Consider the following 25,291-nt stretch of genomic DNA (forward strand, 5'->3'; position numbering starts at 1 on the left):
TGGAATTTATAACCCAATAACTAAATATTAATATTTTTCAATATTTACTTTAAAATTAACCTCATCTATTTCGATTTCGTTAAAATTTGAGAGTGAAGATACAATTTCTATTTTATTTGACAAGACCTCGGAAGAAATATATTGTTCGTTTTTCCTGATGTCTTCGATAAACGGAGTACCTTCTTCAATAAAGATGTTGATCCTGTCTGTAAGTTCAAAATCCTTATCTTTTCTCAGATTCTGAATTCTGTTGATAAATTCCCTTGCAATTCCTTCAGATCTTAACTCATCTGTTAGCGTCAAATCTAATGCCACAGTTGTTCTCGCATCAGAAGTTACCGTCCATCCAGGTATATCTTTGGTGGAAATTTCAACATCGCTTAATGTAATTTCATACCCCTGGATATCCAGTTTGCCCTCTTTTTCAAGGCTGGATATCTGTTCAGGTGAAAGTGCAGCGATTTCATTTCCAACTACTTTCATGTCTTTTCCTAATTTAGGACCTAGTGCTTTAAAATTAGGTTTGATTTGTTTTACAATTAAATGAGATGCTTCCTCAGCATTGATTAATTGCAATTCTTTAACATTAACTTCTTGTTTAATTAATTCTGCAACAGCCAGAATCTGCTCTTCCGTTTTTGAATCCAATACCGGGATCAATACTTTTTGAAGCGGCTGACGTACTTTTACATTTTCTTTCTTTCTTAAAGAAAAGACCATACTTGTAATATTCTGAGCAAGGTGCGTTTTCTCTACAAGGTCTTTGTCAATTAACCTTTCATCAGCAGTCGGGAAGTCCGTAAGGTGTACGGATTCACAGTTTTCTTTTCCTGTTACATTATTAAGATCCTGATATAATTGATCCATAAAGAACGGAGCGATAGGAGCAGACAATTTGGCAACCGTTTCCAGACACGTGTATAAAGTCTGATAAGCTGAGATTTTATCTTCCGTATACTCTCCCTTCCAGAAACGTCTTCTGCATAATCTTACATACCAGTTACTTAAATTATCATTCACAAAAGTATTAATAGCTCTCGCCACTCTTGTAGGTTCATAATCTTCATAGAAAGCTTTTACTTCTTTTATCAGAAGATTAAGTTCCGAAAGGATCCACCGGTCGATTTCCGGCCTGTTTTCCACATCTTTTTCCTGATAAGTAAATCCGTCTACATTCGCATATAATGCAAAGAAAGAGTAAGTGTTATAAAGGGTTCCGAAGAATTTTCTTCTTACTTCATCAATCCCTTCGATATCAAATTTCAGGTTTTCCCATGGATTTGCATTGGACATCATGTACCAACGTGTTGCATCCGGTCCGTAGATCGAAAGGGTTTCGAACGGGTCGACAGCATTTCCTAAACGCTTTGACATTTTTTGTCCGTTCTTATCCAGAACAAGACCGTTGCTCATTACATTTTTATAAGCTACCGAATCAAAAACAGCAGTTCCGATGGCATGTAAAGTATAGAACCATCCACGGGTCTGATCTACACCTTCCGCGATGAAGTCCGCAGGGAATGCCTTATTATCATCAATCAGTTCTTTGTTTTCAAAAGGATAATGCAATTGTGCATAAGGCATGGATCCTGAATCGAACCAAACGTCGATCAGGTCGCTTTCACGCTTCATAGGTCTTCCTGAGTCAGAAACCAGAACTAACTTATCCACAACATTTTTGTGAAGATCCACAAGGGAATAATTACCTTCGGACATATCTCCGACTTTAAATCCTTTAAATGGATTTTCATTCATCAATCCTTTTTCAATAGCTTTCTCAATCTCGTTATAGAGTTCTTCCACAGATCCGATGATTTTTTCTTCTTTTAAATCTTCGGTTCTCCAGATCGGTAATGGGATCCCCCAATATCTTGAACGGGAAAGGTTCCAGTCGTTTACATTTTCAAGCCAGTTGGCAAAACGTCCTTCTCCGGTAGCTTTCGGCTTCCAGTTAATTCCTTTGTTAAGCTCTACCAATCTGTCTTTCACTGCCGTCATTTTTACAAACCATGAATCCAGCGGATAGTAAAGTACAGGTTTGTCAGTTCTCCAGCAATGAGGATAGCTGTGGACGTATTTCTCTACCTTAAAGGCTTTATTCTCTTCTTTTAATAAAATAGCCAAATGAACATCCCATGATTTTTCAGGAGCGGTTCCTTCGTCATAATATTCGTTCTTTATATATTTTCCTGAGAAAACTTCCGGAACATTTTCACCACGGATGAATTTACCCTGTAAATCTACAAGAGGAACAAGGTTATCGTTGGCATCCTTTACCAACATTGGAGGGATTTCCGGCTGAGCCATTTTAGCGACTCTGGCATCATCCGCTCCGAAAGTAGGGGCAGTGTGAACGATACCTGTACCGTCCTCGGTAGTCACAAAATCTCCTACAATCACTCTGAATGCATTTTCAGGATTGTCATTGGGAGTAAACCATGGAACCAGTTGCTCATACCGCGTACCTGCAAGCTGCTCTCCGGTGAATTCCTTGAGTATTCTGAAAGGAATGGTTTTGCTTTCCGGAGTATAACTGGCAAAATCTTCATCGGTTCCTTCCGTATATTTTTTACCGAATACTTTAGGTAAGAGTACTCGGGAAAGCACTACGGTTACCGGCTCAAAAGTATATTGATTAAAGGTTTTAACAGCAACATATTCAATGTCTCTTCCCACGGTAAGAGCCGTATTGGAAGGTAAGGTCCAAGGAGTGGTCGTCCATGCCAATATGCTTACATCACCGTCTATATCATTGAATAAATCCGTAGATTCTTTTTTAGCTTTAAATTGGGCCACAATCGTTGTATCAGATACATCACGATAAGTTCCCGGCTGATTCAGCTCGTGGGAAGAAAGTCCGGTTCCTGCCTTTGGTGAATAAGGCTGGATCGTATATCCTTTGTATAATAGTTCTTTACCATACAGCTGTTTCAGTAACCACCAAACCGTTTCCATGTATTTGGATTTGTAGGTGATATAAGGATCATCAAGATCCACCCAATATCCTATTTTCTCTGTAAGGTCATTCCACACATCCGTATAGCGCATTACCGCTTCACGACATGCTTTATTATAATCCTCCACAGAGATCTTTTTGCCGATGTCCTCTTTTGTGATTCCCAGTTCTTTTTCCACACCCAGCTCTACGGGAAGTCCGTGAGTGTCCCAGCCTGCTTTACGGAAAACCTGCTTTCCGTTCTGAGTCTGAAAACGACAGAAAATATCTTTTAATGCTCTTGCCATTACGTGGTGAATTCCGGGCATTCCGTTGGCAGAAGGAGGACCTTCATAAAATACAAACTCCGGATTACCTTCACGAATCTCAACACTTTTATTGAATGTTTTCTTCTGTTTCCAAAATTCAGAAACATTTTCAGCTATGTCAATAAGGTTGAGGTTTTTATATTCTTTAAACTGGCTCATTGTAATATCTCAATATCGTTGATTAATTAAGTTTGCAAATTTAGTGAATTTTGTCGGTTTATAAGGTATGTTTTGCGTAGGTTCTTTCTATTAAAAACTTCAATTTCAGAATCATAAACTATAAAAGCCTTCTGGAATATGAAAAGCCTGATTTTTAGATATTTTATAACTTAAATCCTATTTTTCAGTCGAAACATAAAATTTTCCAAGGGTATACTAAGTTTTAATAACTTTGTTTGCATAAAATTATTATCATTGGAACTATACCCGTCAATTGAAAGAGCCAGCGTTCAGGAAATTAAAAGATTTCAGGAAGAAAAACTTAAAGGGCTTCTGGAGTACCTTAAAGACAATTCACCCTTTTATCAAAAGCTTTTTAAAGACAATGACATACGGATTGAAAGGATTCAGACATTGGAAGACCTGGTTAAGATTCCGGTGACTACCAAAGATGATCTGCAGCAAAATAACCAGGACTTTTTCTGTATACCTCTTGATAAGATAGTGGATTATAGTACCACTTCGGGTACGTTGGGAGATCCTGTAACTTTCGGATTGTCGGATGGAGATCTGGAAAGGCTGGCCTATAATGAAGCAGTTTCCTTTGCCTGTGCGGGGATTAGTAAAGGGGATGTCGTCCAGATGGTGACTACTATTGATAAAAGATTTATGGCAGGTCTCGCTTATTTTCTGGGATTAAGAAAAATGGGAGCCAGCGTGGTGAGAATGGGACCGGGCATTCCGGAGCTGCAATGGGATTCAATATTTAGATTCAAACCTAAATACCTGATCACCGTTCCTTCTTTTTTACTGAAAATGATAGACTATGCCGAAAAGCACGGACTGGATTTTAAAAATTCCAGTGTAAAAGGGGCGGTTTGCATCGGGGAAAGTATCAAAAATCAGGATTTTACAGATAATATTCTTTCACAAAAGATCAAAGATAAATGGGATATTAAATTATTCTCTACCTACGCTTCCACAGAGATGAGTACGGCTTTTACCGAGTGTGATTATCAGGCCGGAGGACATCACCACCCCGAGCTTATCATTACGGAAATTCTCGATGATAACGGAGATGCTGTAAAAGAAGGGGAAAGCGGGGAGCTGACGATTACAACATTAGGGGTAGAAGCTATGCCTTTACTCCGATTTAAGACGGGAGATATCGTACAGGCCCACTATGAGCCTTGTAAATGTGGAAGGAATACCATGCGTTTGGGGCCCGTTATAGGGAGAAAACAGCAGATGATAAAATATAAGGGAACCACCTTATATCCACCGGCAATGAATGATATACTCAATGATTTCAATGGTATTTCCTGCTATCAGATTGTTATCAGGTCCAATGAGATAGGACTGGATGAAATTGTCATAAAGCTGAGTGCAGAAAATGAAACCGGAAATTTCGTGAATGAAGTCAGGGATCATTTCCGGGCGAAACTCCGGGTGAGTCCTAAAATCGAAGTGATGAGTTTTGAAGATCTTTCCAGGCAGGTCCATAATCCCAACAGCAGAAAGCCAGTCACTTTTATTGATCTTCGTTCTCACTAATTGTAAAAGAAATAGGTAATATGAAAAAGACTGCAAGTGCAGTCTTTTTTATGATTGTTTTTCCATTTTAATTAAATTGGCAAGATTCTTAACGACATTGTCATGTTTCTTAACAAAAGGGTTTTCCTTATTCCAGACATATCCCGCTAAAACCGCACATATTTTCCTTTTGATATCTTCATTTTCGGGCTGGTGGAAGAATAACTCCTGGAGATTTCCCGTATACCATTCTTTTATATAGGTAGTAAAAACATCTACACCATACAATATGTACTCCGCATATTCTTTCTGCCAGTCTACGGTTTCCCCGTTCAGCTGCCTGATGGCCAGTTTTGCAGCAAGCATTCCGGACTCTGTGGCGAAAGCCATTCCGGAAGAAAAGACAGGGTCCAGAAACTCAGAAGCATTTCCGGTAAGAGCATATCCGTCTCCGTACAGTTGCTTTACTGAGCATGAATAGTCAACCAGTTTTTTGGGTTCAAAAAGGAAGTCCACGTCTCCGAAACGTTTTACATAATAATCTGACAGAGCAATTGCTTTTTTAAGGGCTTCCGCAGTATTTCCGGTTTCCGAAAGCTTTTCAATATATTCGGTAGGGCCTACTATTCCTATGCTTGTATTTCCGTTGGAAAAAGGAATAACCCATAGCCATACTTCAGTTTCAATGATATCAAAGGAGATTAAGGTTCCTTCCGTTCCCGGCTCCCGGTTAATATCCTTTACATGTGAAAATATGGCAGAATGGGGAGCGAGTCTTGAAGGTTTTTCAAGGTTGAGTAAACGGGGCAGTACCCGTCCGTATCCACTGGAGTCTATGACAAACTTCGCATGGATTTCTTTTGTTTCCCCATTTTTATTTTTTACGGTTGTTACCGAATCGGTTCCTTCAAAACGGATATCGACAACTTCAGTTTCAAACTCGAGGTCAATTCCTTTATTGATGACTTCTTTGGCCAGGGTGTCATCAAAATCGGCCCGGGGTACCTGCCAGGTCCAGTCCCAGCCTTCTCCGAACTTATTACTAAAATCAAAAATACACACTTCATCACCCCTCAGAAAACGTGCACCTAATTTTTTTTCAAAATTCATTTTGTCTAATGCAGGAAATAACCCTGCCTCATCAAAGTGGTCCATGACTCTCGGAATTAAGCTTTCGCCCACCACTAATCTGGGAAACCTGGTCTTTTCAACAATTTTTACTTTAATATTGTTTTTCTTTAGGAAAGAGGAAGAAACACAGCCTGAGGGTCCAGCTCCAATCACAAGAACATCAACAAATTCTTTGCTCATGATTGATTTTTTATTTTAATAATAACTTATATCTTTGCCGCAAAATTAATAACAAAATAGTTAATAACTATAAAGATACCATTACTTTTGATTAATGAAAATAAATAATTTTTTAAAGCTTAGAGATTTCCAGAAGATCATTATTGAAAATGAAAAAATAGAGCTGGATGAGGTTCTTTTAAGCAGGGTGAACGCAAGTTTTCATTTTTTAAAAGAGTTTTCAAAAAATAAAGTGATCTATGGCGTGAACACGGGTTTTGGGCCAATGGCTCAATTCAAGATCAGTGACCAGGATACTTATCAGCTTCAATATAATTTAATAAGAAGTCATTCTTCAGGAATGGGAAATCCATTGCCTAAAGAAGAGGTAAAAGCATCTATGCTGGCGAGACTAAATACGCTATCTCTGGGAAATTCGGGAGTAAATGAATCCGTGGTATTGTTATTAAAGGAGTTAATCAACAGGGATATTGTTCCTTTGATCTTTGAACATGGAGGAGTAGGGGCGAGCGGAGATCTTGTACAGCTGGCCCATCTGGCATTAGTGCTTATAGGAGAAGGAGAAGTATTTTATAAAGGAGAAAGAAAACTTACAAAAGAAGTATTTGAATCCGAAGGCTTGGAGCCCATACAAGTGGAAATCCGTGAAGGTCTCGCTTTGATGAACGGAACTTCAGTGATGTCCGGGATTGGGATTATCAATGCATATAAAGCCAGTCAATTAACGGAAATTTCGCTTAAGCTGTCGTGTGCGATCAATGAAATCGTACAGGCTTATGACGATCATTTCTCAGCGTCTTTGAATGGTACTAAAAAGCACTCCGGACAACAAAATATTGCTAGGAAGATGAGGGAATATCTTGCCGACAGTAAGCTGATCAGAAAGAGAGAAGAGCATCTTTACACCCATTTTGAAGAGCAGGAAAAAGTATTTAAAGAGAAAGTTCAGGAGTATTATTCCTTAAGATGTGTACCCCAGATTCTCGGTCCAGTTCTGGATACTCTTGAATATACAGAGACTGTCCTTGAAAATGAAATCAATTCTGCGAATGATAACCCGATTGTGAATGTGGAAGAGCAGCATGTTTACCACGGAGGAAATTTCCATGGTGATTATATTTCGTTGGAAATGGATAAGCTGAAGCTGGTGGTTACTAAGCTTACCATGCTAGCAGAAAGACAGCTTAACTATTTGTTAAACTATAAGATCAATGAAATTTTGCCACCTTTTGTTAATTTAGGGAAGCTGGGATTTAATTTTGGGATGCAGGGAGTCCAGTTTACGGCTACATCCACTACCGCGGAGAGCCAGATGCTTTCCAACTCCATGTATGTTCATAGTATACCAAATAATAATGACAATCAGGATATTGTGAGCATGGGGACCAATGCGGCGGTTATTTGCAGGAAGGTTATTGAAAATGCTTTTGAAGTACTGGCCATTGAACTGATCACCATTGTACAGGCGATTGAATATCTGGGTTTCCAGGATAGAATATCTTCCTCTACAAAAGCATTATATGATGAGGTGAGAGAGATTATCCCTGCCTTTTCAGAAGATATGGTGATGTATCCTTATATGGAAGAAGTAAAAAAATACTTAAAGAAAAGCAAGGGTTCGTGATCGACTTTTAAACTAAGATGAATTTAAAATAAACTAACACATGAAATGTGCAATTGTCACAGGAGGCTCCAGAGGAATCGGGAGGGCTATCTGTATAAAACTGGCAGCAGAAAAAAAATATCATATACTTATTAATTATACTTCTAATGGAGCTGCGGCTAAGGAAACTCTTGCTGCGGTTGAGGAGTTGGGGGCCACAGGAGAAATTCTCAAATTTGATGTGGCAAATGCAGAAGAAACGAAACATGCCTTGGAAAGCTGGGAGAAAAAAAATCCTGATGCCGTTGTGGAAGTGATTATTAATAATGCCGGAATTACCCGTGACGGATTATTTATGTGGATGAACAATGAAGACTGGAATTGTGTAATCAACACGAGCTTACATGGTTTTTTTAATGTAACCAATTTTTTCATTCAGAAAATGTTGAGAAATAAATACGGCAGGATTATTAATATGGTGTCGGTTTCCGGTGTAAAAGGAACGGCAGGACAAACGAATTATTCAGCGGCCAAAGGAGCAGTGGTAGGAGCTACCAAAGCTTTGTCTCAGGAAGTGGCCAAAAGAAATATTACCGTGAATGCGGTGGCTCCGGGATTTATCAGAACAGATATGACTCAGGACCTGAATGAAGATGAACTTAAAACGATGATCCCTGCCAACAGGTTTGGTGAACCGGAAGAAGTAGCCGATCTGGTAGCCTTTTTAGCCTCTAAAAAAGCGTCCTATATTACCGGGGAAATTATTAATATTAATGGAGGAATTTACTCATAATCAATATTATAAGTAAAATGGAAAATAGGGTTGTAATTACCGGAATGGGAATCTACTCCTGTATAGGGATCACTTTAGATGAAGTAAAAGAATCTCTGTACCAGGGAAAATCCGGTATTGTCTTAGACAAGGAAAGAAAAGAGTTTGGGTACCGATCCGGACTCACCGGGCAGGTTCCTAAGCCTAATCTTAAAGATCAGCTGACCAGGAGACAGCGTATAAGCATGGGAGAGGAAAGTGAATATGCTTACCTCGCTACGGTAGATGCACTGGAGCAGGCAAACATCGATCAGGATTTTCTTGATGCCCATGAAGTAGGCATTCTCTACGGAAATGACAGCGTGGCCCAGGCTGTGGTGGATGCTATTGATACCGTACGGGAGAAGGAAGATACGACGCTGATGGGCTCAGGAGCTATTTTTAAATCTATGAACTCTACGGTCACGATGAACCTCTCCACCATATTTAGGTTAAGAGGGATCAATATGACCATCAGTGCTGCCTGTGCAAGCGGATCGCATTCCTTGGGATTGGCCTATATGATGATTAAAGGCGGATTACAGGATATTATCATATGCGGAGGAGCCCAGGAAACCAATAAATATTCCATGGCCAGCTTTGATGGTTTAGGAGTCTTTTCCGTAAGAGAAGATGAACCGGAAAAAGCATCCCGACCTTTTGATGCGGGAAGAGATGGACTGATACCAAGCGGAGGAGGGGCAACTCTCATTGTGGAAAGCTTAGAATCTGCTCAGAAAAGAGGAGCTGCTATTCTGGGAGAAATTGTAGGCTATGGCTTTTCTTCCAATGGAGGGCATATATCCACTCCCAATATTGACGGGCCTGCACTGGCAATGGAAAGAGCTCTGAAGCAGTCAGGACTCAGTGCAAAAGATATCGACTACATTAATGCTCATGCCACTTCTACCCCTATCGGAGATGCCAATGAAGCAAATGCGATCTATGAAATTTTCGGAGGAGATGTACCGGTAAGTTCTACAAAATCAATGACGGGTCATGAATGCTGGATGGCAGGTGCCAGTGAGGTGATTTATTCTATTTTAATGATGCATAATGATTTTGTAGCACCCAATATTAACCTTGAAAACCCCGATGAGGAAGCAAAAAAGATAAATTTGATCTCCAAAACAAAAAATCAAAAAATTGACGTATTTTTGTCAAATTCATTCGGGTTTGGTGGAACCAATTCCGCACTGATTGTTAAAAAATTTGATTAAGAAAATGGAACGAGAGAAAATTATTGCTATTGTTAATGATTTTTTGGTGAATGAATTTGAAGTAGACCAAGATGATATCAGCAATGATGCCAACCTTAAAACGACATTAGGCTTAGACAGCCTGGATTATATTGATATGGTGGTTGTTATTGAATCTAACTTCGGAGTTAAATTGGGAGAAGCAGACTTTAAGAAAATGGTTAGCTTCAACGATTTCTATACCACAATTGAAAATAAGATAGCTGAGAAAAACGCTTAGTTATTGATTAAACTTTTATACTTTACTACTTAAAATTTCCGTAAAAAGTTTCCGTATTTATGAACAAATGGAAAGGTAAATCTAAAGGGACAATATTAGGATATAAAATATTTGTCTACTGCATTAGAAATATCGGAATCAGAAGTTCATACTTTGTACTGTACTTTGTAGCAGGCTATTATTTTTTATTCCTAAAAAAAAGCAATCAGTATATTTCCTATTACTTTAAAAAGAGACTGGGCTATTCTTTTTGGAAAACAAAAATTTCGGTATTTAAAAGTTATTTTACATTCGGAAAGGTCCTGATTGATAAAACAGCTATTTCCGTAGGGCTGAGAGACCGGTTTACCTATGAATTTGACGGTATTGAAAATCTGAGAAACCTTCTGAAGGAAAAGAAAGGAGGTGTCCTTATCAGTGCCCATATCGGAAATTTTGAAATTGCCGAGCATTTTTTTGCCGATATTGATTTTGACTGTCAGATAAACTTAGTGACTACGGATCAGGAAGTAACCGTTATCAAAGAATATATGGAGAGTATTGCCGTTAAAAAAAGCAATATAAAATTCATCTATGTAAAAGATGATATGTCCCATATTTTCGATATCAATAAAGCCTTAAGCAATAATGAGCTGATCTGTTTCACCGGTGACCGTTATTTTGAAGGTTCAAAAATGCTTGAAGCCGATCTGCTGGGAAAAAGTGCCAGATTTCCTGCAGGTCCCTTTCTTATAGCTTCACGGCTGGGAGTTCCGGTAGTGTATGTGTATGTAATGAAAGAAAAGAATCTTCATTATCACTTATATGCAAGAGTAGCACAGGTGAAAAAGCGGGATGCCCAGGGATTATTGAACTCTTATGTTCAGAATCTGGAGACCATGCTTCAAAAATATCCGTTACAATGGTTCAATTATTTTGATTTTTGGGACGATATTGATTAAATTTCAATAATTTTAAAGATTATAAAACTGTTAATCAAACATCCATCAGGAAGATGAGGTAAAGAGATCTGCTCTTACCTTATGTTTTACCATGGATTAAAAAAACACAATTCTCTCTTTGAAAAAAGAATACGACATACTGGTAATAGGCAGTGGGTTAGGAGGTCTTGTTTCTGCCCTCATTCTGGCAAAAGAAGGTCTGAAAGTCTGCGTGCTGGAAAAAAACAACCAGTACGGAGGAAATTTGCAGACATTCGTACGGGATAAACTCATTTTTGATACCGGAGTTCATTATTTGGGAGGACTTTCCAAAGGGCAGAATCTCTATCAGTATTTTACCTATCTGGAGATTATGCAGGGGCTCGAGCTTCAGAAAATGGATGAGGACGGTTACGACAGGATCAGCTTTGAAGAAGATGGTATGGAATATCCCCATGCCCAGGGCTATGAAAATTTTATTGCCCGGCTTTCAGCCATCTTTCCCGGTGAAAAAGAAAACCTGGAAAGGTATTGTGAGGAAATTCAATATGTGTGCAGCCAGTTTCCAAGATATAACGTAATGGGGGAAACCAGCTATAACGAAGAGGTTTTACACCTTAATACCAAAAGGTTCATAGAATCCATCACTTCCGATAAGAAGCTGCAGGCTGTATTGATAGGATCCAACTTCCTTTACGGAGGAGACTCGGAGAACACCCCTTTCTATGTCCATGCCCTTACCGTCAATTCATGTATTCAAAGTGCTTATAAATGTGTAAAAGGAGGAAGCCAGATATCTAAACTTCTCGTGAGGAAACTCCGGGAATATGGAGCGGATATTTATAAAAGATCGGAAGTTTTTGAAATCGTCTTTGAAGAGGACCATATTAAATCCGTAAAGACGACGTCCGGAAAAACAGTTGTTGCCAAAAAAATTATTTCCAATATTGAAATTCGTTCCCTTCTTAAACTGATGGGTCCGGAAAAACTTAAAAAATCATTCGTCAACAGGATTTTAAGCTGGGAACCCGTTTCCTCATGCTTCAGTGTTTACCTTACTTTAAAGCCTCACAGCATTCCTTACTTTAATTATAATATTTACCACTATCAGTCAAAAGACCATGTGTGGAAAGCCTTTCATTATAAAAAAGAATTGTGGCCCGAAACCTATATGCTTTCTGCCACTCCTTCTAAAAAGTATCCTGAATTTGCGGAAAGCCTGACCTTAATTTCCTATATGGATTTCGATGAGGTGAAAGAATGGGAAAATACGGTGAATACTATTATTCATGATGAAGACAGAGGGGAAACCTATGAAAACTTTAAGAAAGACAGAGCGGAAAAAATGATTACAGCACTGGAGAAGAAAATACCGGATATCAGAAAATCAATTAAAGGTATTTATACTTCCTCACCTCTTTCCTACAGGGATTATATAGGAAGCTATGAAGGGAATATGTATGGTTATTATAAAACATCAGAGAATCCCCTTAAAACAATGGTTTCTCCTAAAACAAAAATTAAAAACCTTTTCTTAACAGGCCAGTCGGTCAATATGCACGGAGTGTTGGGAGTGATTATCGGGGCATTTAATACCTGTTCGGAAATTTTGGGAAGGGAGGTTATTGATGAACATGTGAAAAAAGAAATTGAAAGTTGAAATGCTGACAGGAAGTTTCCATACCATGAAAGACAGAAAAAAGTTCTCCCATTACAGTAATAATAAATTATTGATATTTATTTTTCTTGTCCTTAATTTAATTTCCTGTGGGGTATCCAGGTCTGTTCATCATCTTCCGGACATACAATCGTATACTTTGGAAATCCCGGAAGTCCATAAGATTAATGATTCCACCTTTACGTATCACCAAAATTATTTTACTAAAAATAAACAACACTTATGGGAACTCTACATTCACGGGAACCCTTTGCAGCTAGGATATAACCGGGGTGCGCTTACAAAGGATCTTATGTGGCGGCAGGAAGAAATTTTCTTCTCTAAAGTCGAGACTTTTGTTCCTTCAAAATTTAAACAAAAACTATTAAGTGGCTTTCTGAAATGGTACAACCGGAAAATGTATCTGAACGTAAGGGAAGATTATCAGGCTGAGCTTTACGGGTTATCCCGGTATTCTTCAGATAAATATGATTTTATAGCTCCTCCGTATCTGAGAAGTTTATACCTCCACGGAGCCCATGATATAGGACATGCGTTGCAGGATCTGGCTATGGTAGGCTGTACTTCTTTAGCCGTCTGGAATGAAAATACGGAAGATGGGGACTTGCTGATCGGGAGGAATTTTGATTTTTATGTAGGAGATGACTTTGCCCAAAATAAATTGGTGGAATTTGTCCGTCCTGAAGAAGGTATTCCCTATATGTCGGTGAGCTGGCCCGGAATGATCGGAGTGGTTTCAGGAATGAATAAAGAAGGAATAACGGTTACGATCAATGCAGGGAAGTCTAAAATTCCCCTGACGGCTAAGACACCTATTTCTTTAGTTACCAGAGAAATTTTACAATATGCGCATACCATTGATGAAGCAATTCAGATAGCGAAGAAGCGTAAGGTTTTCGTATCGGAATCAATACTCGTAGGCAGTGCAGCAGATAGGACGGCTGTGATTATTGAGACTTCACCTAAAAATTTCGGTGTATATGAATCTGTAAATACTTCAAAGCTTTTTTGTACCAATCATTTTCAGTCTGAGGCTTATAAAGATGACAAAAGGAATCAGAAGCAGATCGCCGAAAGTCATTCTCAATACCGTTATGAAAAGTTGCAGGAACTCCTGCAGTTCAATGAAAAACTCAATCCGGAGAAAATGGCTGGTATTCTAAGGGAAAAATCCGGGCTGAAGAATAAAAATATAGGTTACGGAAATGAAAAAGCAATCAATCAGCTGCTGGCTCATCATGCCGTCATATTTTCTCCCGAAAAGAAATTGGTTTGGGTTTCCTCCAATCCCTACCAGCTGGGAGAATTTGTTTGTTATGATCTCAATACTATTTTTTCTGATCAAAGAATGAAGAATGGAGAAATGGCAGCTTCTCAGTTCAATATTGCGAAGGATCCGTTTGTTGAGTCTCAGGAGTTTCAGGATTATGAAATGTATAAGCAGATGAGCTCAGAGATAAATGATGCTATTCATGATAAGAAAAAAGACATTCTGCTAACGGATGATTTTATAAATTACTACCAGTCTCTGAATCCTGAATTATGGGAAGTATATTACCAGGCAGGACAGTATTATTACAAAAGAAAAGAATATCCGAAGGCAAAAGATCAGTTTGAAAAAGCTTTAAAAAAAGAGATCACCACCGTTCCGGATAAGGCCCGTGTGGAAAAGAATCTCAGGAAAACTTTGAATAAACTTTAAAATCAATTATCCTCGGGACTGAATTTATTCAACAGAAGATAAACTCCTATTCCCACAAGACTGGAAGCCGTGCTGGCGAGAATAAGACTTCCGATCAGATACTGAACCAGGTTATTTTTAACCAGTTCAAAATCCAGCTCATGCTCAAAAATATTACTGTTGCCATGAACGAAAGGAGAACCCAGGTAAAGAGAAGCTGCAATAATAAAAGGAATAAACGGAGGCAGGCTTATATTGGAAGCTACAAAAGCTAAAACCTTATTAAGCTTTAAAACGACGGCAAGGGAAATGACAATTAAAGTATGAAAGCCCCAGAGCGGAGATAGCCCTATGAATATTCCCAAAGCAATAGAAAATGCTTTAATGCGGTTGCTGCCGTCACTTTCGAGGACATCTTCCTTAATGAATTTTTTAAAACTTTTTTTCCTGAAATCATGAATGAAATTCCGGGGAGCAATATAAAATAAAGTAATGATCACCAAAATGGTATTTAGAATGCTGATCCTTGTAAAATCTTTGAAAGGCCGAAAATGAGAAACACGTTCTGCCGGATCATATAAAACTTTTACCGGAACATTTTTTACCGGAATCCGCTTCCATGCAGTCCGTACAATGATCTCTATTTCAAATTCAAACTTAGGTGTGAAATATTTCTTTGGAATTTTATGTAAGGGATAAAGTCTGTAGCCGGATTGGGTATCTTCAAGTTTTATCCCCGTTTCGAACCAGAACCAGAAGTTGGAAAACCTGTTTCCGAAGCTGCTTTTTTTAGGGATCCCATCCTGAGACATATTCCGGTTTCCGATCAGCAGGACATCTTCTTTTTCATGAAGGAGAGCTTCCACAAATACAGGAATATCATCCGGGTAATGCTGCCCGTCGGAATCGATGGTAATGGCATAATCAAAACCCAGCTCCTGAGCTTTTCTGAATCCTGTTTTGAGGGCATTTCCTTTTCCCTTATTGTTGGGAAGGCTGATTACCGTGATCTCACGATATCCCGAAAGAATCTCTGCCGTGGAATCTGTAGAACCGTCATTGATTACAATTATATTCTCCGTGTATTCCCATACGCCGTCGATAACCCTTTTCAGGGTTTTCTCATTATTGTAAGTGGGAATTAAAACGCATATTTTCCTTTCGGAAATAGCATTTTGCACGTCTTGAAGGATCATTGCTTTATTTCAGGGTCGCTTTGTCGTCAGCATTAAATGATTTGGATTGGGCTGCAAAGTTTTTAATATAGCTTTTTAAAGCAGAGTTTTGCTTAGCATAATTATTTAAAATAAAAGTTTTATCATCTTTTATGCTGGAATGATACCCTACAATCCAGGGAATATTTTCCTGTACGCTGAGACGGATTACCCTAAGTTCCATATTATTCGGGTTACTTTTAATAATGCTTTCCAGTTGGGTAGCCCCGGTCTTTACAAAAGATTTTCTTTTTCCTTTTTCGGTGGTTACTTTAGCTTCCATAATCTTTGCTGCTGCACGATAGCCGGAAACAACAGGGTCCGAAGATGTTTTCTTTTCTGCTAAACTGATAAAATTCCTTGCATTCTCATTGGAGGAATTAGCTTTTGCATAGCTGCTTCTTAAAGCTTCAATATCAGAAGCCTGAAAAAAAAGAACAAAAGCGGTAATAAATGATAAGATAAGTTTCATGATGTCAATTTGTTATAGGTCACTGACATTTTTAATGCAATTGTCTCGCCAAAAGAAGTCGTATTTTTTACTTTAATGGTGGAAGCCGATTCATCCATATCCAGCTGAAGCTTTAAATCCGGGGTTTCAAATGGGTTAATAATAGCCATGAACTTTACATTCGAGGCTGATTGCAAGAATAAGCGACAGCCGGAAAACTCTTCCGAAAGCTCCTTGACGATCTGCATCATACAAACTCCGGGAGTAACCGGATTTCCGGGAAAATGACCTTTAAAAATTTCATGATCCTTATTCAAAGTAATGTGGGCGGTAAAACTGCCGGTGTCACTTTTTTCATAAGATTGTAAAGTATAAAAGCCAGTAAGGATAGTCTGCATGGGTTATTCTGTTTCTGTTATTTGAAATAGCCGGATATTGATCTTAAAATCTTTATGGGCAATATTGATACTATCCGCGAATATATGTTTTTTTGCCGCAAATGAAAAATCTATCTTTTCTTTCTTGTTTTTCGTATAAACGATTTGTTCTAAAAGCTGATTCTCTTTATTAAAAAACAGATAATACCCATTCTTTTCCCATTTTGATGTATAAATTTTTGAAGAAGTATTTTCAAAACTTTGATCGACAGGATATCGTTTTCTTAACAGTTGGCGGAAGTCATTCATTAAAAAGTTGGTAACCATCTTTTTGTCCATATCGGGAATGATATAATTGACTTTAAAATCGTTTTCAGAGATCTCAAAATCGATAAGCTTATTTCCGAAATCCGAAGTTAAAGCGACACGGTGTGTCGTATCACTCAGCTTTTTAATAATTAAAATTCCACTTAAATGATGCTTATAAATATCAATCTGGCATTTATAAATATAATCATGGTTTGAGGAAAAATATTGGTTTTCAACGGTTTTATCCTGAGAAGACACGGAAACTGCATCCGTAAGACGGTAAGTTTTACAGGAAGTGAACAGCAGAAAAAGGCTGCTATAAAGAAAACTCTGACGCAGGAACCGGTGCATTGATCTTGGTATTTTTAAACTGAATTTGAGTGGTATCGCCTGACGCTTCCAACATATTCACCTGGGCAACCGTCGCCTGACTTTTAGGAAAATAAAGCTCCACCTGCTTGATATACTTTAACAATTGAGAGGATTTGGGAATAAATCTCGCAATATTATAATTGGAATTTTTAAAATAAGAGACGGTAAATTCCGGATCACTGAACATCTTTCCGCTGGCACTTCCCACGATCAGCTTATTGATCTTTTCGAAAGTTTTGCTTTTGGCATCTACGGAAGATTTTTTCCCCTGATCGTTGATATAAATCTTGTTATTCTTAAAAATAATACTGTACTGATAGGGTTTGGTGTATTTCCAGCTCAGAGTGCTTGGTGATTGTAGGGACATCTTCCCGTAGGTAACGATATTCTTATCCAGAAAATCCATTTTCTTGGTCTGGGTAAAGTCACTTTGCAGGGTTTTTATCTTTTGGGTTTCCGAAGATACCCTGGTGATAAAAGCTTTGGCTTCAGCTCCCGTCATAGAGGTGTTCTGAGCAAAAAATAGTGAGGAAACCAGTAAAAAGGTTCCCAAAGCAATATGTTTAATCATTTTGTTTTGGTTTTATAAGCGTGTCTACCGTGAAGGTAGTGTACTTTTCTCTCTCCAAAAATAACAATAAATCGGCCAACACATGATAGGTCTTATTTGAAATGTCGTGGAACAGAATAATACCGCCGGGCTTCAATCCTTTAATCACTCTTTTGTAGATTTTCTTTTCATCATTAATGATGGTATCCAGAGAGCGGATATTCCAGCCTATACTTTTCTTACGGGTACTTTTAACGGCCCTGGCAATATTCGGGTTGGTAACCCCGAACGGAGGCCGGTACAGAGAAGTGGAGATATTTCCTTCTTTAAGAATAATATCATCTGTCTTTTTTATTTCTTCCATTACCTGCCGGGTAGAAGCAAATCCTATGGATGTAGAATGAGAATAGGTGTGATTTCCAATGACATGGCCTTCCTCGATAATTCTTCGGAACGTTTCGGGGTATTGTTCTATCTGCTTTCCGATACAAAAAAATGTAGCTTTTATCTGATGCTTTTTCAAAAGATCCAGAAACAAAGGGGTGAATTCCGTAGGTCCGTCATCAAAGGTTAAGGCAACTTCTTTCTTTCTTGTCCTTTTATGGGTAATGCTGTTGATAAAATAACCGAGCTGGATATTAAAAGAACCCCATGCCACTACTCCTATAAATGCCATAAGACAAAAAAGATAAACCCAGAAACTTCCTTTAAAGCTCCAGATAAAAAGGTTGCAGAATAAATAAAACAGAATGAACGGATAATGTTTCATCTTAAATTATGCTTTTATATTTCACGTGTTCCATCTTCAGAACTTATAAAAAACTTTGGGTTTTAAGGTTCGGGTAGTTAAATGTAAGCATTTTAAAATTTAAATCCTTTCCAGTAAGACCAGGCTGTGATCCGTACCCAGAAGATGATTGTAAAGAAGCACATACTTAATGTTTTCCTTCTTCACTGCATTGATCATCATGACTTCCGGAATTTGCTGCTGTTTAAGAATATGACAGGCCATAAATGTAGAAAAACCACTTGCTGTATTGAATTCTCCACTTAAATGTTTGTAATATAATAAAGCCGAATCAGGAAACAGATCCATAGCAGAATGGTAGTAAGTGTCAGAATCCTGATCTCCACTGAATCCTAGAATCAAAGCATCAATATCCTGAGGACTGAGATTATTTTTACCTAAAAAATCAAGGATAAAATTTTGGATCCCACCTTTGGACATCTTATTGATGATCCGAATGTCTTTAAGCTTGGCATATGATTTTTCCGTCTGTTCTTTTCCTAATACAAAGAAACTTGAGCCTTCTCCCCAGATGACACCGTTCGTGGAAGAACTTAGAAAATCAGCAGGAAGGTCCTCATGCTTTTTAATGCTGTTGTTTAGCTTGTAGAGTTCCATGGTTCTTTCGGTTTGCTCATCTGTGGAGCCTACCAGAACATTTTCAGCTTCTCCGTCATTGATCTGAAGCTGGGCATCCAAAAAAGAAAACTCCAGTGCGGAAGAAGTATTTACATATGTGAAGTTATAGGCATGGCATTGTAATCCCAGTGCTATCTGACCGGCTACCGTATTATGCGTAGATTGAATGAAATAAGTAGGTGTCAGGAATTCTTCATTGTTTTCAATAACATTTTTGAGGAACTTTTCAGAATCCTGGGAACATCCCATTCCCGTTCCTACAATGATGGCATCCGGCTTTTCAATTCCTGCTTCCTCCAAAGCATACCGGGAAGCAACTGTGCTCATTTTTACCGTTTTGGACATTCTCCTGATCATAGCAGGGGGAATGAACTCTTTATAATTAGGTTCCACGGCTTTTACTACCTGAACGGCATTTTCAGGTTTAAGATCGTTAAAAAAATCCTCCTGAAGTATCTCCTGAGCAGAAATAGACGCTGCACTGTTAATATAAACCGCACTCATGATTTTGAAAAAATTAATGTTGAACAATTTCCTCCGAACCCGAAAGAGTTGGAGAGTACATGGCGGATATTTTTTTCTTTAAGTTCTGTAACAGGAATAAGATCAAATTCTTCCATCTTGGTTTTAAAATTCAGGTTGGGAAAAATAAGATCATGTTGCATGGCCAAAATAGAAAATACAGCTTCTATTCCTGCGGCGGCCGCCAATGTATGTCCGGTAAAAGCTTTTGTTGAACTGAATTCAGGGACGTTACCTTCCCCGAAAATCCGGTTCATCGCAATCCCTTCTGATAAATCATTATTGGGAGTTGCTGTTCCGTGAACGTTGATATAATCGATGTCTTCTTTTTTCAGCTGAGAGATGGAGAGGGCTTGCTGCATGGCAAGATATGCTCCCTGTCCGTTTTCAGAAGAAGCCGTCTGATGATGGGCATCATTGGCATTTCCGTAGCCTGAAAGATATCCCAGGACTTTTTTATGATCTTTTTTGACAGTCTCATCCGATTCAAGAACCAGAAAAGCAGCTGCTTCGCCCAGGTTTAAACCTTTTCGGTTTTGATCAAAAGGGGTATTATAGGAATCCGTAAGAATCATCAGGGAATTGAATCCGTTCAAAGTAAACTTGGAAAGAGAATCCGTTCCTCCCACGATAACACGGTCAAGAATTCCATTCTTAATGAGCTTGGCACCCATCATAATGGCATTGGCTGCTGATGAACAGGCCGTACTGATCGTTGAAACCATTCCTTCCAGTCCTAAGAAATCCGCAATGGCCAGCGAAGAGTTTCCTGCATCATGAGCATCAATATATTTTTGCTTATCGGGAAATGTTTCATAGCTGTAAAAATATTTCTCCGTAACATCCATTCCTCCTACACTGGTAGAAGAAATCAGTCCGGTCCGGTAAGAATTGATATCTGAAATACCGGAACTTTCTACCGCTTCTTTGGCAGCCATCATTCCCAACAGGGAGGTCCTGGTAATGTTATTATCTTCAGGTAGTCCCAGCCTTTTGACAAGTTCTTCATTGGAGAGCTTTATTTCACCTGTTTTAATATGGCCGGAGTGGCGGGTTTCAAACAGTTCGATATCTGAAATGCCGTGTCTGCCGGATTTCAGGGAAATAAAATTTTCTTCTACATTATTACCAATGGAAGAAATAATGCCCATCCCCGTTATGGCAATTTTATGACCCATTAATTATTTTGTTCTGTTTTCTTCGATGAATTTTGCCATGGTATCGATAGACTCGAATATTTCTTTTCCTTTCTTAGGATCGGCCAATTTAATTCCGTAATCCTTATCCAGAAGCACGATCAGCTCCAGTGCATCAATAGAGTCAAGTCCCAATCCGCCTCCGAATAACGGATCCGAATCTTTAATGTCCTCTACGGAAACATCTTCAAGGTTAAGTACATCTATGATTTTATGCTTTAATTCTGTGTGTAAGTTTTCCATAATTTATTGAGGTAAAAATTTTATTAAAATTACCATTCCGGTAAAGTCTGATCTTTTTTGAAATGATAAATAGTATATTTTTATAAAGTTAACAAATATACAAAAGCTGTATAATTTTCCTGATATAATTCGACCCATCCGCACAATACTTTTTCTGCTTTCCCAGACTCTAAAAGCCGGCGGGAATAAGTGTGAAGAAACTCTTCATCAAAATGATCCAGTACGAAAAATGCATTTTCTGTTCTCATCTGATGACGGATGCTGATTTCGCCCACACAGATATTGGGCAGCGTATACACGAATACTGCCGGGCTCGGGTAATAATTTTCCTGTGAATTGATACTTTCCTGATATTTAAAATCCGTATCCAGACTGGAAGAGCGGTTAGCAAAGACAATAGCGGTTTTACTGTTGTCTTCCTGATCTTTCAGTACCATTTCAGCAGACAGGAAAGCCAGTTTGCTGAGGTTATCCATTTTATGAAATTTGGGATAATTCAGTTCCATACTTTTATAAGCTTCTTTGGCAAATTCGGGGAAAGTGTGGATAGGGTTTTCAAAAATAACCTTGTCATTAACGGATATTTTTGAATTTTCTATAGTGCAGGTCTTTATTTTATTCATCCTATCAGTTTTAAGATTTTTCCAATACGACAGCCGCATTGCACCCTCCAAATCCCGATGCTGTTTTGAGGATATAATTAATTTCCCTGTTCTGAAGCTTACTGATAATATGTAAAGGTTGGGAAACTCCCGGTTCTTCAATATTTCTGGAAGGGAGTAAGGTCTGGTGTAAAGAACTTTCCATGGAAATAATGCTCTCCAGTAATCCGGCTGCCCCAAGACAGTGCCCGAAGAAACCTTTCATACTGTTAAGCGGAACGTTTTGCAGATCCATCCTGTTGAATGCGATAGCTTCCATTTCGTCATTATATAATGTGGCTGTTCCGTGGGCGGAAATAAAGTCTATTTGATCAGGGGCAATTCCAGCTTCCGTCATCGCATTTTTAATACTTGCATACAACCCTTCTCCGGTTCTTGAAGGTCCCGAAATATGATTGGCATCGTTGACCGCAGAGTCTCCAAGGATTTTAAATTTAAATTTATCATTTTCGGAAGGTTCCGAAGTGAGATAAACTGCAGCAGCAGCTTCTCCAAGGTTGATCCCGTTTCTGTTTTTATCATAAGGCTTGCAGGGCTCTTTTCCTATGGCCTGGAAAGAGTTGAATCCTGAAATCACAAATTCTGATATTTCATCACCGGCAATGACAAAAGCATTTTTATATTTTCCTGAAAGAATCATGTTTTTGGCCACACTGAGAGCCATTACTCCTGAAACACAGGCATTAGAAACAATAATAGGTTGGGTTTTAAAACCGAAAAAATCAGCAATTTTATGGGCTAAAGCTGAAAGATATGCTCCGTGAGGTATGGAATCCTGATTTTTAAGAAGACTGATATTCCCTTTTGTAGTGGATAATATAAAAGCGGTTTGGTCTGTGACAGAATGCCGGCTAACCAAAGGCTGTAAACTTAATAAGAGCATCTTCTCCAAACGGGTAAATCCACGCTCATTAAACTTTTTGCTGAATTCATGTTCCAGTTCTTCATTATTAATCATAGAAACATAGAAACTTTCCTGATTTTCTCCGATACTATTAAGGGCAACACCTGAGCGGTTCTCTAATAAAGCCATCCAATTGGAAGAGACGTTCATTCCCAGCGGAGTAACGCAATTATAATCCGTAATATAAATGTCCTTCTTCATTATAATTCCATTTTATCTTTCCACTTTTGAAAAAAATCCGGATTGTAAAGCGATAGATTGCCTTCACTATCCAGAAAGACCTGAATAGTTTCCCCGGTGCAGACCAACTGGTTTTCCTGGTTGTAGATCTCATATCTGAAGATCAGTTTTGCAGAAGCTGAGTTTACGTAAATGGTATCTATCCTGAATGTTTCCCCATACCTTAAGGGGAGAAAATGCTCACAGGTACTTTTTACAATAGGAGTCACGTAGCCTTCTCTCTGAATATCCAGATAAGAGAGACCGTGCTGTCTTCCGAAAGCTTCCCGTCCATCCTCAAAATAGACAATATAATGCCCGTGCCAGACAATGCCCAGCGGATCGGTTTCATTAAATCTTACCCTGACTTCTTCAGAGCACATCATTGTTTTTTCCTTAGACTGCATTTTGTTTTCTTTCGTAAAAAATGGAAATTGCTACCATCGCAATATAAAATAAAAATAATAAAAACAGCTCTTTGGAAACCTGGGAGATGCTGCTATGTCTTAAAATAATATCATAATAGGCATTGAGTCCCCAGTTCATAGGAGAAAAGCCTGCAATATGCTGCATAAACTCCGGCATTAAAAAAACCGGGACCCAGATTCCTCCTATAGCCGCAAGAACAACCACTGATGTAGCACCGAAAGGGGCAGACTGCTCCTGAGTTTCAGCCAGGGTGCCCAGCAATATACCGAATCCAATAGCCGCCAGTCCCGCAAATAAAGTGACAACGATCAGGCTGAGCATATTTCCCGATACATCAAAAGCCGGAAGATTAAAGTAAGGAAATAAAAATACCCCTACCGCGACCATCAGTAAAAACTGTATGATACAGATGATAAGATAGGTAAAGGTTTTTCCTAAAATATGAACGAAGTAAGGGGTAGGGCTTATCCTTGCCCTTACACTGGTTCCCTGGCTTTTTTCTTTGACTAAATTAATAGAGAGCGGAACTACGATAAAAAATATCGCGAACAGCGTCCAGGCCGGAACATTGTGCTGAACCGAATTGGGTATGATTTCTTTTTCCCCCTTTAAAGGAGTGATTTCTTTAAAGCTGATTAAGTTTTTATTTTCTTCAATATCTTCAGTGGTCCCCAGCTGCTCCTGAAATGCCTTGTATATTTTTTTATTTTCAATTTCAAAAACCATTTTATTCACGGAATTCATTACTGAACTTTTAAAGCCTGCATTGGTGGCAGGATCAAAATAAAGATGGAGTTCTTTTGCTTTGGGAGCTTTTTTTTGTGCTTGGGCAGAATCTGCTTCCAGACCGAATGAGCTTACAATGGTTTGCACTTTGGAATCTACATTGGCATTCAGGTCTTTGGTTAAATTTTCAGGAATTACGATAGCCATCTGGTATTCTCCGGAGAAAACAGCATCCTGTGCCGTTTTTTCATTAAAATTGGTAAGAAGCCGGAATGTTTTGCTGCCTTCCAGTTCCTTTTTGATGTTTTGAGATACTTCAGAATGGTCATTATCAATAAAAATAATAGGAATTTTTGCTCCTTCCAGGTTTCTAAAAGTGGAATCCTGTATGAGGGTTATGGTTATAATCAAAAGAAGCGGCATTACGAAAATAATCACAATTCCTCCGATATCTCTTTTCAGTAAAAAAATCTCTTTAATAAAACTTCTCCACAGTTTATACAACATCTCTTAATTCTTTTCCGGTTAATGAAATGAAGACATCTTCAAGATTATGGGCGCCTTCAACTTTTGAAATGAGCTCTTCAGGGGTTCCTGACGCGTGAATTTTTCCCCCGTCTATAATAGCTATCTGGGTACAGAATTCTTCTGCTTCCGAAAGGTGATGCGAGGTATAGATGATACAGGTTCCTTTGCGGTTTAGTTCCTGAAGAAAATCGATGATCACTTTTTTAGACTGAACATCTACGCCCACAGTAGGCTCATCGAGGAACAGGACTTTCGGATGGTGTAAAGTTCCTGCAATAAGATTACAGCGGCGTTTCATCCCTCCTGAAAACTGTTCGATTTTTTTATCTGCAAATTTGGAAAGGCCCATTCTTTCCAGAGCTTCATTAATATCTTTAGTAAGGGTTTTATGTTTTAATCCATAAAGGCTTCCGAAAAACATCAGATTTTCTCTGGCGGTAAGAGTGGGATAAAGGGCATATTCCTGAGGAACAATCCCGATAATCTGCTTTATCCTGAGACTGTCTTTCTGAGGTGATAATCCATTAATGGTAAAGTGTCCTGCAGTGGGTTTTACCAGTCCGGAAAGCATCGATATCAGTGTGGTTTTTCCGGCACCGTTAGGTCCCAGGATTCCAAAGATCTCCTGACTGTTGATCTGTAATGAGATGTCATTAACAGAAAACTCCTCAGCACTTTTATATTTTTTATATAGATTTTTAATTTCAATAATAGGCTGTTCCAT

At 38.6% G+C, this 25,291-nt stretch carries 24 protein-coding genes; 8 read left to right on the forward strand and 16 right to left on the reverse strand.

Annotated elements, in window-relative coordinates:
* Positions 1-27: 27 nt before the first annotated feature.
* A complete protein-coding gene (ileS, locus tag ABJ974_RS01185; RefSeq protein WP_419869572.1) occupies positions 28-3,423 on the reverse strand; it encodes an isoleucine--tRNA ligase in 3,396 nt (1,131 codons plus the stop codon).
* Positions 3,424-3,678: 255 nt separating this feature from the next.
* Here ileS and ABJ974_RS01190 point away from each other — a divergent pair, with 255 nt between their 5' ends.
* Positions 3,679-4,977, forward strand: a complete 1,299-nt coding sequence (locus ABJ974_RS01190; RefSeq protein WP_419869573.1) for a phenylacetate--CoA ligase family protein — start codon at positions 3,679-3,681, stop codon at positions 4,975-4,977.
* 48 nt (positions 4,978-5,025) lie between these two features.
* On the opposite strand, the gene ABJ974_RS01195 is transcribed toward ABJ974_RS01190, so the two are convergent.
* On the reverse strand, positions 5,026-6,267 hold the full coding sequence (locus ABJ974_RS01195; protein ID WP_419869574.1) for an NAD(P)/FAD-dependent oxidoreductase: 1,242 nt from the start codon (positions 6,265-6,267) through the stop codon (positions 5,026-5,028).
* A gap of 94 nt (positions 6,268-6,361) precedes the next feature.
* Here ABJ974_RS01195 and ABJ974_RS01200 point away from each other — a divergent pair, with 94 nt between their 5' ends.
* From ABJ974_RS01200 to ABJ974_RS01230, 7 genes are all read left to right on the forward strand, one after another.
* On the forward strand, positions 6,362-7,891 hold the full coding sequence (locus ABJ974_RS01200) for an HAL/PAL/TAL family ammonia-lyase (RefSeq protein ID WP_419869575.1): 1,530 nt from the start codon (positions 6,362-6,364) through the stop codon (positions 7,889-7,891).
* 40 nt (positions 7,892-7,931) lie between these two features.
* The gene (fabG, locus tag ABJ974_RS01205; RefSeq protein ID WP_419869576.1) at positions 7,932-8,663 is read left to right on the forward strand and encodes a 3-oxoacyl-ACP reductase FabG; all 732 of its coding nucleotides are present in this window, start codon (positions 7,932-7,934) and stop codon (positions 8,661-8,663) included.
* A 17-nt stretch (positions 8,664-8,680) separates the two neighbouring features.
* Positions 8,681-9,901 (forward strand): beta-ketoacyl-[acyl-carrier-protein] synthase family protein, encoded by a 1,221-nt coding sequence (locus ABJ974_RS01210; RefSeq protein WP_419869577.1) that lies wholly within the window; start codon positions 8,681-8,683, stop codon positions 9,899-9,901.
* Positions 9,902-9,905: 4 nt separating this feature from the next.
* Positions 9,906-10,160 (forward strand): phosphopantetheine-binding protein, encoded by a 255-nt coding sequence (locus ABJ974_RS01215; protein ID WP_419869578.1) that lies wholly within the window; start codon positions 9,906-9,908, stop codon positions 10,158-10,160.
* Positions 10,161-10,219: 59 nt separating this feature from the next.
* A complete protein-coding gene (locus ABJ974_RS01220; RefSeq protein ID WP_419869579.1) occupies positions 10,220-11,101 on the forward strand; it encodes an LpxL/LpxP family acyltransferase in 882 nt (293 codons plus the stop codon).
* 118 nt (positions 11,102-11,219) lie between these two features.
* Positions 11,220-12,740 (forward strand): phytoene desaturase family protein, encoded by a 1,521-nt coding sequence (locus ABJ974_RS01225; protein WP_419869580.1) that lies wholly within the window; start codon positions 11,220-11,222, stop codon positions 12,738-12,740.
* Between the two features lie 25 nt (positions 12,741-12,765).
* A complete protein-coding gene (locus tag ABJ974_RS01230; protein WP_419870937.1) occupies positions 12,766-14,460 on the forward strand; it encodes a C45 family autoproteolytic acyltransferase/hydolase in 1,695 nt (564 codons plus the stop codon).
* 2 nt (positions 14,461-14,462) lie between these two features.
* On the opposite strand, the gene ABJ974_RS01235 is transcribed toward ABJ974_RS01230, so the two are convergent.
* The 14 genes from ABJ974_RS01235 to ABJ974_RS01300 form a co-directional block, all read right to left on the reverse strand.
* Positions 14,463-15,635, reverse strand: a complete 1,173-nt coding sequence (locus tag ABJ974_RS01235) for a DUF2062 domain-containing protein (protein WP_419869581.1) — start codon at positions 15,633-15,635, stop codon at positions 14,463-14,465.
* A gap of 4 nt (positions 15,636-15,639) precedes the next feature.
* A complete protein-coding gene (locus ABJ974_RS01240) occupies positions 15,640-16,125 on the reverse strand; it encodes a hypothetical protein (protein WP_419869582.1) in 486 nt (161 codons plus the stop codon).
* The gene (locus ABJ974_RS01245; protein WP_419869583.1) at positions 16,122-16,502 is read right to left on the reverse strand and encodes a 3-hydroxyacyl-ACP dehydratase; all 381 of its coding nucleotides are present in this window, start codon (positions 16,500-16,502) and stop codon (positions 16,122-16,124) included. The genes ABJ974_RS01240 and ABJ974_RS01245 overlap by 4 nt, the downstream gene beginning before the upstream one ends.
* A 3-nt stretch (positions 16,503-16,505) precedes the next feature.
* Entirely contained in the window at positions 16,506-17,141 is a 636-nt protein-coding gene (locus ABJ974_RS01250; RefSeq protein ID WP_419869584.1) for a hypothetical protein, read from the reverse strand.
* The gene (locus tag ABJ974_RS01255) at positions 17,107-17,733 is read right to left on the reverse strand and encodes a LolA family protein (RefSeq protein ID WP_419869585.1); all 627 of its coding nucleotides are present in this window, start codon (positions 17,731-17,733) and stop codon (positions 17,107-17,109) included. The genes ABJ974_RS01250 and ABJ974_RS01255 overlap by 35 nt, the downstream gene beginning before the upstream one ends.
* Positions 17,726-18,481: a polysaccharide deacetylase family protein gene (locus ABJ974_RS01260; RefSeq protein WP_419869586.1), complete on the reverse strand. Its 756-nt coding sequence runs from the start codon at positions 18,479-18,481 to the stop codon at positions 17,726-17,728. The genes ABJ974_RS01255 and ABJ974_RS01260 overlap by 8 nt, the downstream gene beginning before the upstream one ends.
* A gap of 99 nt (positions 18,482-18,580) precedes the next feature.
* Positions 18,581-19,642 carry a beta-ketoacyl synthase N-terminal-like domain-containing protein gene (locus ABJ974_RS01265; RefSeq protein ID WP_419869587.1) on the reverse strand — a complete coding sequence of 354 codons (1,062 nt, stop codon included), beginning with the start codon at positions 19,640-19,642 and terminating at the stop codon, positions 18,581-18,583.
* A complete protein-coding gene (locus ABJ974_RS01270) occupies positions 19,639-20,838 on the reverse strand; it encodes a beta-ketoacyl-[acyl-carrier-protein] synthase family protein (RefSeq protein ID WP_419869588.1) in 1,200 nt (399 codons plus the stop codon). Before ABJ974_RS01270 ends, ABJ974_RS01265 begins: the two co-directional genes overlap by 4 nt.
* Before the next feature lie 3 nt (positions 20,839-20,841).
* The gene (locus tag ABJ974_RS01275) at positions 20,842-21,099 is read right to left on the reverse strand and encodes a phosphopantetheine-binding protein (RefSeq protein ID WP_419869589.1); all 258 of its coding nucleotides are present in this window, start codon (positions 21,097-21,099) and stop codon (positions 20,842-20,844) included.
* Between the two features lie 80 nt (positions 21,100-21,179).
* Positions 21,180-21,722 (reverse strand): 3-oxoacyl-ACP synthase, encoded by a 543-nt coding sequence (locus tag ABJ974_RS01280; RefSeq protein ID WP_419869590.1) that lies wholly within the window; start codon positions 21,720-21,722, stop codon positions 21,180-21,182.
* 10 nt (positions 21,723-21,732) lie between these two features.
* The gene (locus tag ABJ974_RS01285) at positions 21,733-22,866 is read right to left on the reverse strand and encodes a beta-ketoacyl synthase N-terminal-like domain-containing protein (RefSeq protein WP_419869591.1); all 1,134 of its coding nucleotides are present in this window, start codon (positions 22,864-22,866) and stop codon (positions 21,733-21,735) included.
* Entirely contained in the window at positions 22,866-23,291 is a 426-nt protein-coding gene (locus tag ABJ974_RS01290) for an acyl-CoA thioesterase (protein WP_419869592.1), read from the reverse strand. Before ABJ974_RS01290 ends, ABJ974_RS01285 begins: the two co-directional genes overlap by 1 nt.
* A complete protein-coding gene (locus ABJ974_RS01295; protein ID WP_419869593.1) occupies positions 23,281-24,546 on the reverse strand; it encodes an ABC transporter permease in 1,266 nt (421 codons plus the stop codon). Before ABJ974_RS01295 ends, ABJ974_RS01290 begins: the two co-directional genes overlap by 11 nt.
* Positions 24,536-25,291: an ABC transporter ATP-binding protein gene (locus ABJ974_RS01300; RefSeq protein WP_419869594.1), complete on the reverse strand. Its 756-nt coding sequence runs from the start codon at positions 25,289-25,291 to the stop codon at positions 24,536-24,538. Before ABJ974_RS01300 ends, ABJ974_RS01295 begins: the two co-directional genes overlap by 11 nt.

The organism is Chryseobacterium sp. CT-SW4, from assembly GCF_048572715.1.
In the GTDB taxonomy this organism is placed as follows: Bacteria; Bacteroidota; Bacteroidia; order Flavobacteriales; family Weeksellaceae; genus Chryseobacterium.

Excerpts from the sequence above, each read along its gene's own strand:
- ileS (WP_419869572.1), bottom strand. The coding sequence starts at position 3,423 with ATGAGCCAGTTTAAAGAATATAAAAACCTCAACCTTATTGACATAGCT.
- ABJ974_RS01195 (WP_419869574.1), bottom strand. The coding sequence starts at position 6,267 with ATGAGCAAAGAATTTGTTGATGTTCTTGTGATTGGAGCTGGACCCTCA.
- ABJ974_RS01200 (WP_419869575.1), top strand. The coding sequence starts at position 6,362 with ATGAAAATAAATAATTTTTTAAAGCTTAGAGATTTCCAGAAGATCATT.
- fabG (WP_419869576.1), top strand. The coding sequence starts at position 7,932 with ATGAAATGTGCAATTGTCACAGGAGGCTCCAGAGGAATCGGGAGGGCT.
- ABJ974_RS01210 (WP_419869577.1), top strand. The coding sequence starts at position 8,681 with ATGGAAAATAGGGTTGTAATTACCGGAATGGGAATCTACTCCTGTATA.
- ABJ974_RS01215 (WP_419869578.1), top strand. The coding sequence starts at position 9,906 with ATGGAACGAGAGAAAATTATTGCTATTGTTAATGATTTTTTGGTGAAT.
- ABJ974_RS01220 (WP_419869579.1), top strand. The coding sequence starts at position 10,220 with ATGAACAAATGGAAAGGTAAATCTAAAGGGACAATATTAGGATATAAA.
- ABJ974_RS01230 (WP_419870937.1), top strand. The coding sequence starts at position 12,766 with ATGAAAGACAGAAAAAAGTTCTCCCATTACAGTAATAATAAATTATTG.
- ABJ974_RS01235 (WP_419869581.1), bottom strand. The coding sequence starts at position 15,635 with ATGATCCTTCAAGACGTGCAAAATGCTATTTCCGAAAGGAAAATATGC.
- ABJ974_RS01240 (WP_419869582.1), bottom strand. The coding sequence starts at position 16,125 with ATGAAACTTATCTTATCATTTATTACCGCTTTTGTTCTTTTTTTTCAG.
- ABJ974_RS01245 (WP_419869583.1), bottom strand. The coding sequence starts at position 16,502 with ATGCAGACTATCCTTACTGGCTTTTATACTTTACAATCTTATGAAAAA.
- ABJ974_RS01250 (WP_419869584.1), bottom strand. The coding sequence starts at position 17,141 with ATGCACCGGTTCCTGCGTCAGAGTTTTCTTTATAGCAGCCTTTTTCTG.
- ABJ974_RS01255 (WP_419869585.1), bottom strand. The coding sequence starts at position 17,733 with ATGATTAAACATATTGCTTTGGGAACCTTTTTACTGGTTTCCTCACTA.
- ABJ974_RS01260 (WP_419869586.1), bottom strand. The coding sequence starts at position 18,481 with ATGAAACATTATCCGTTCATTCTGTTTTATTTATTCTGCAACCTTTTT.
- ABJ974_RS01265 (WP_419869587.1), bottom strand. The coding sequence starts at position 19,642 with ATGAGTGCGGTTTATATTAACAGTGCAGCGTCTATTTCTGCTCAGGAG.
- ABJ974_RS01270 (WP_419869588.1), bottom strand. The coding sequence starts at position 20,838 with ATGGGTCATAAAATTGCCATAACGGGGATGGGCATTATTTCTTCCATT.
- ABJ974_RS01275 (WP_419869589.1), bottom strand. The coding sequence starts at position 21,099 with ATGGAAAACTTACACACAGAATTAAAGCATAAAATCATAGATGTACTT.
- ABJ974_RS01280 (WP_419869590.1), bottom strand. The coding sequence starts at position 21,722 with ATGAATAAAATAAAGACCTGCACTATAGAAAATTCAAAAATATCCGTT.
- ABJ974_RS01285 (WP_419869591.1), bottom strand. The coding sequence starts at position 22,866 with ATGAAGAAGGACATTTATATTACGGATTATAATTGCGTTACTCCGCTG.
- ABJ974_RS01290 (WP_419869592.1), bottom strand. The coding sequence starts at position 23,291 with ATGCAGTCTAAGGAAAAAACAATGATGTGCTCTGAAGAAGTCAGGGTA.
- ABJ974_RS01295 (WP_419869593.1), bottom strand. The coding sequence starts at position 24,546 with ATGTTGTATAAACTGTGGAGAAGTTTTATTAAAGAGATTTTTTTACTG.
- ABJ974_RS01300 (WP_419869594.1), bottom strand. The coding sequence starts at position 25,291 with ATGGAACAGCCTATTATTGAAATTAAAAATCTATATAAAAAATATAAA.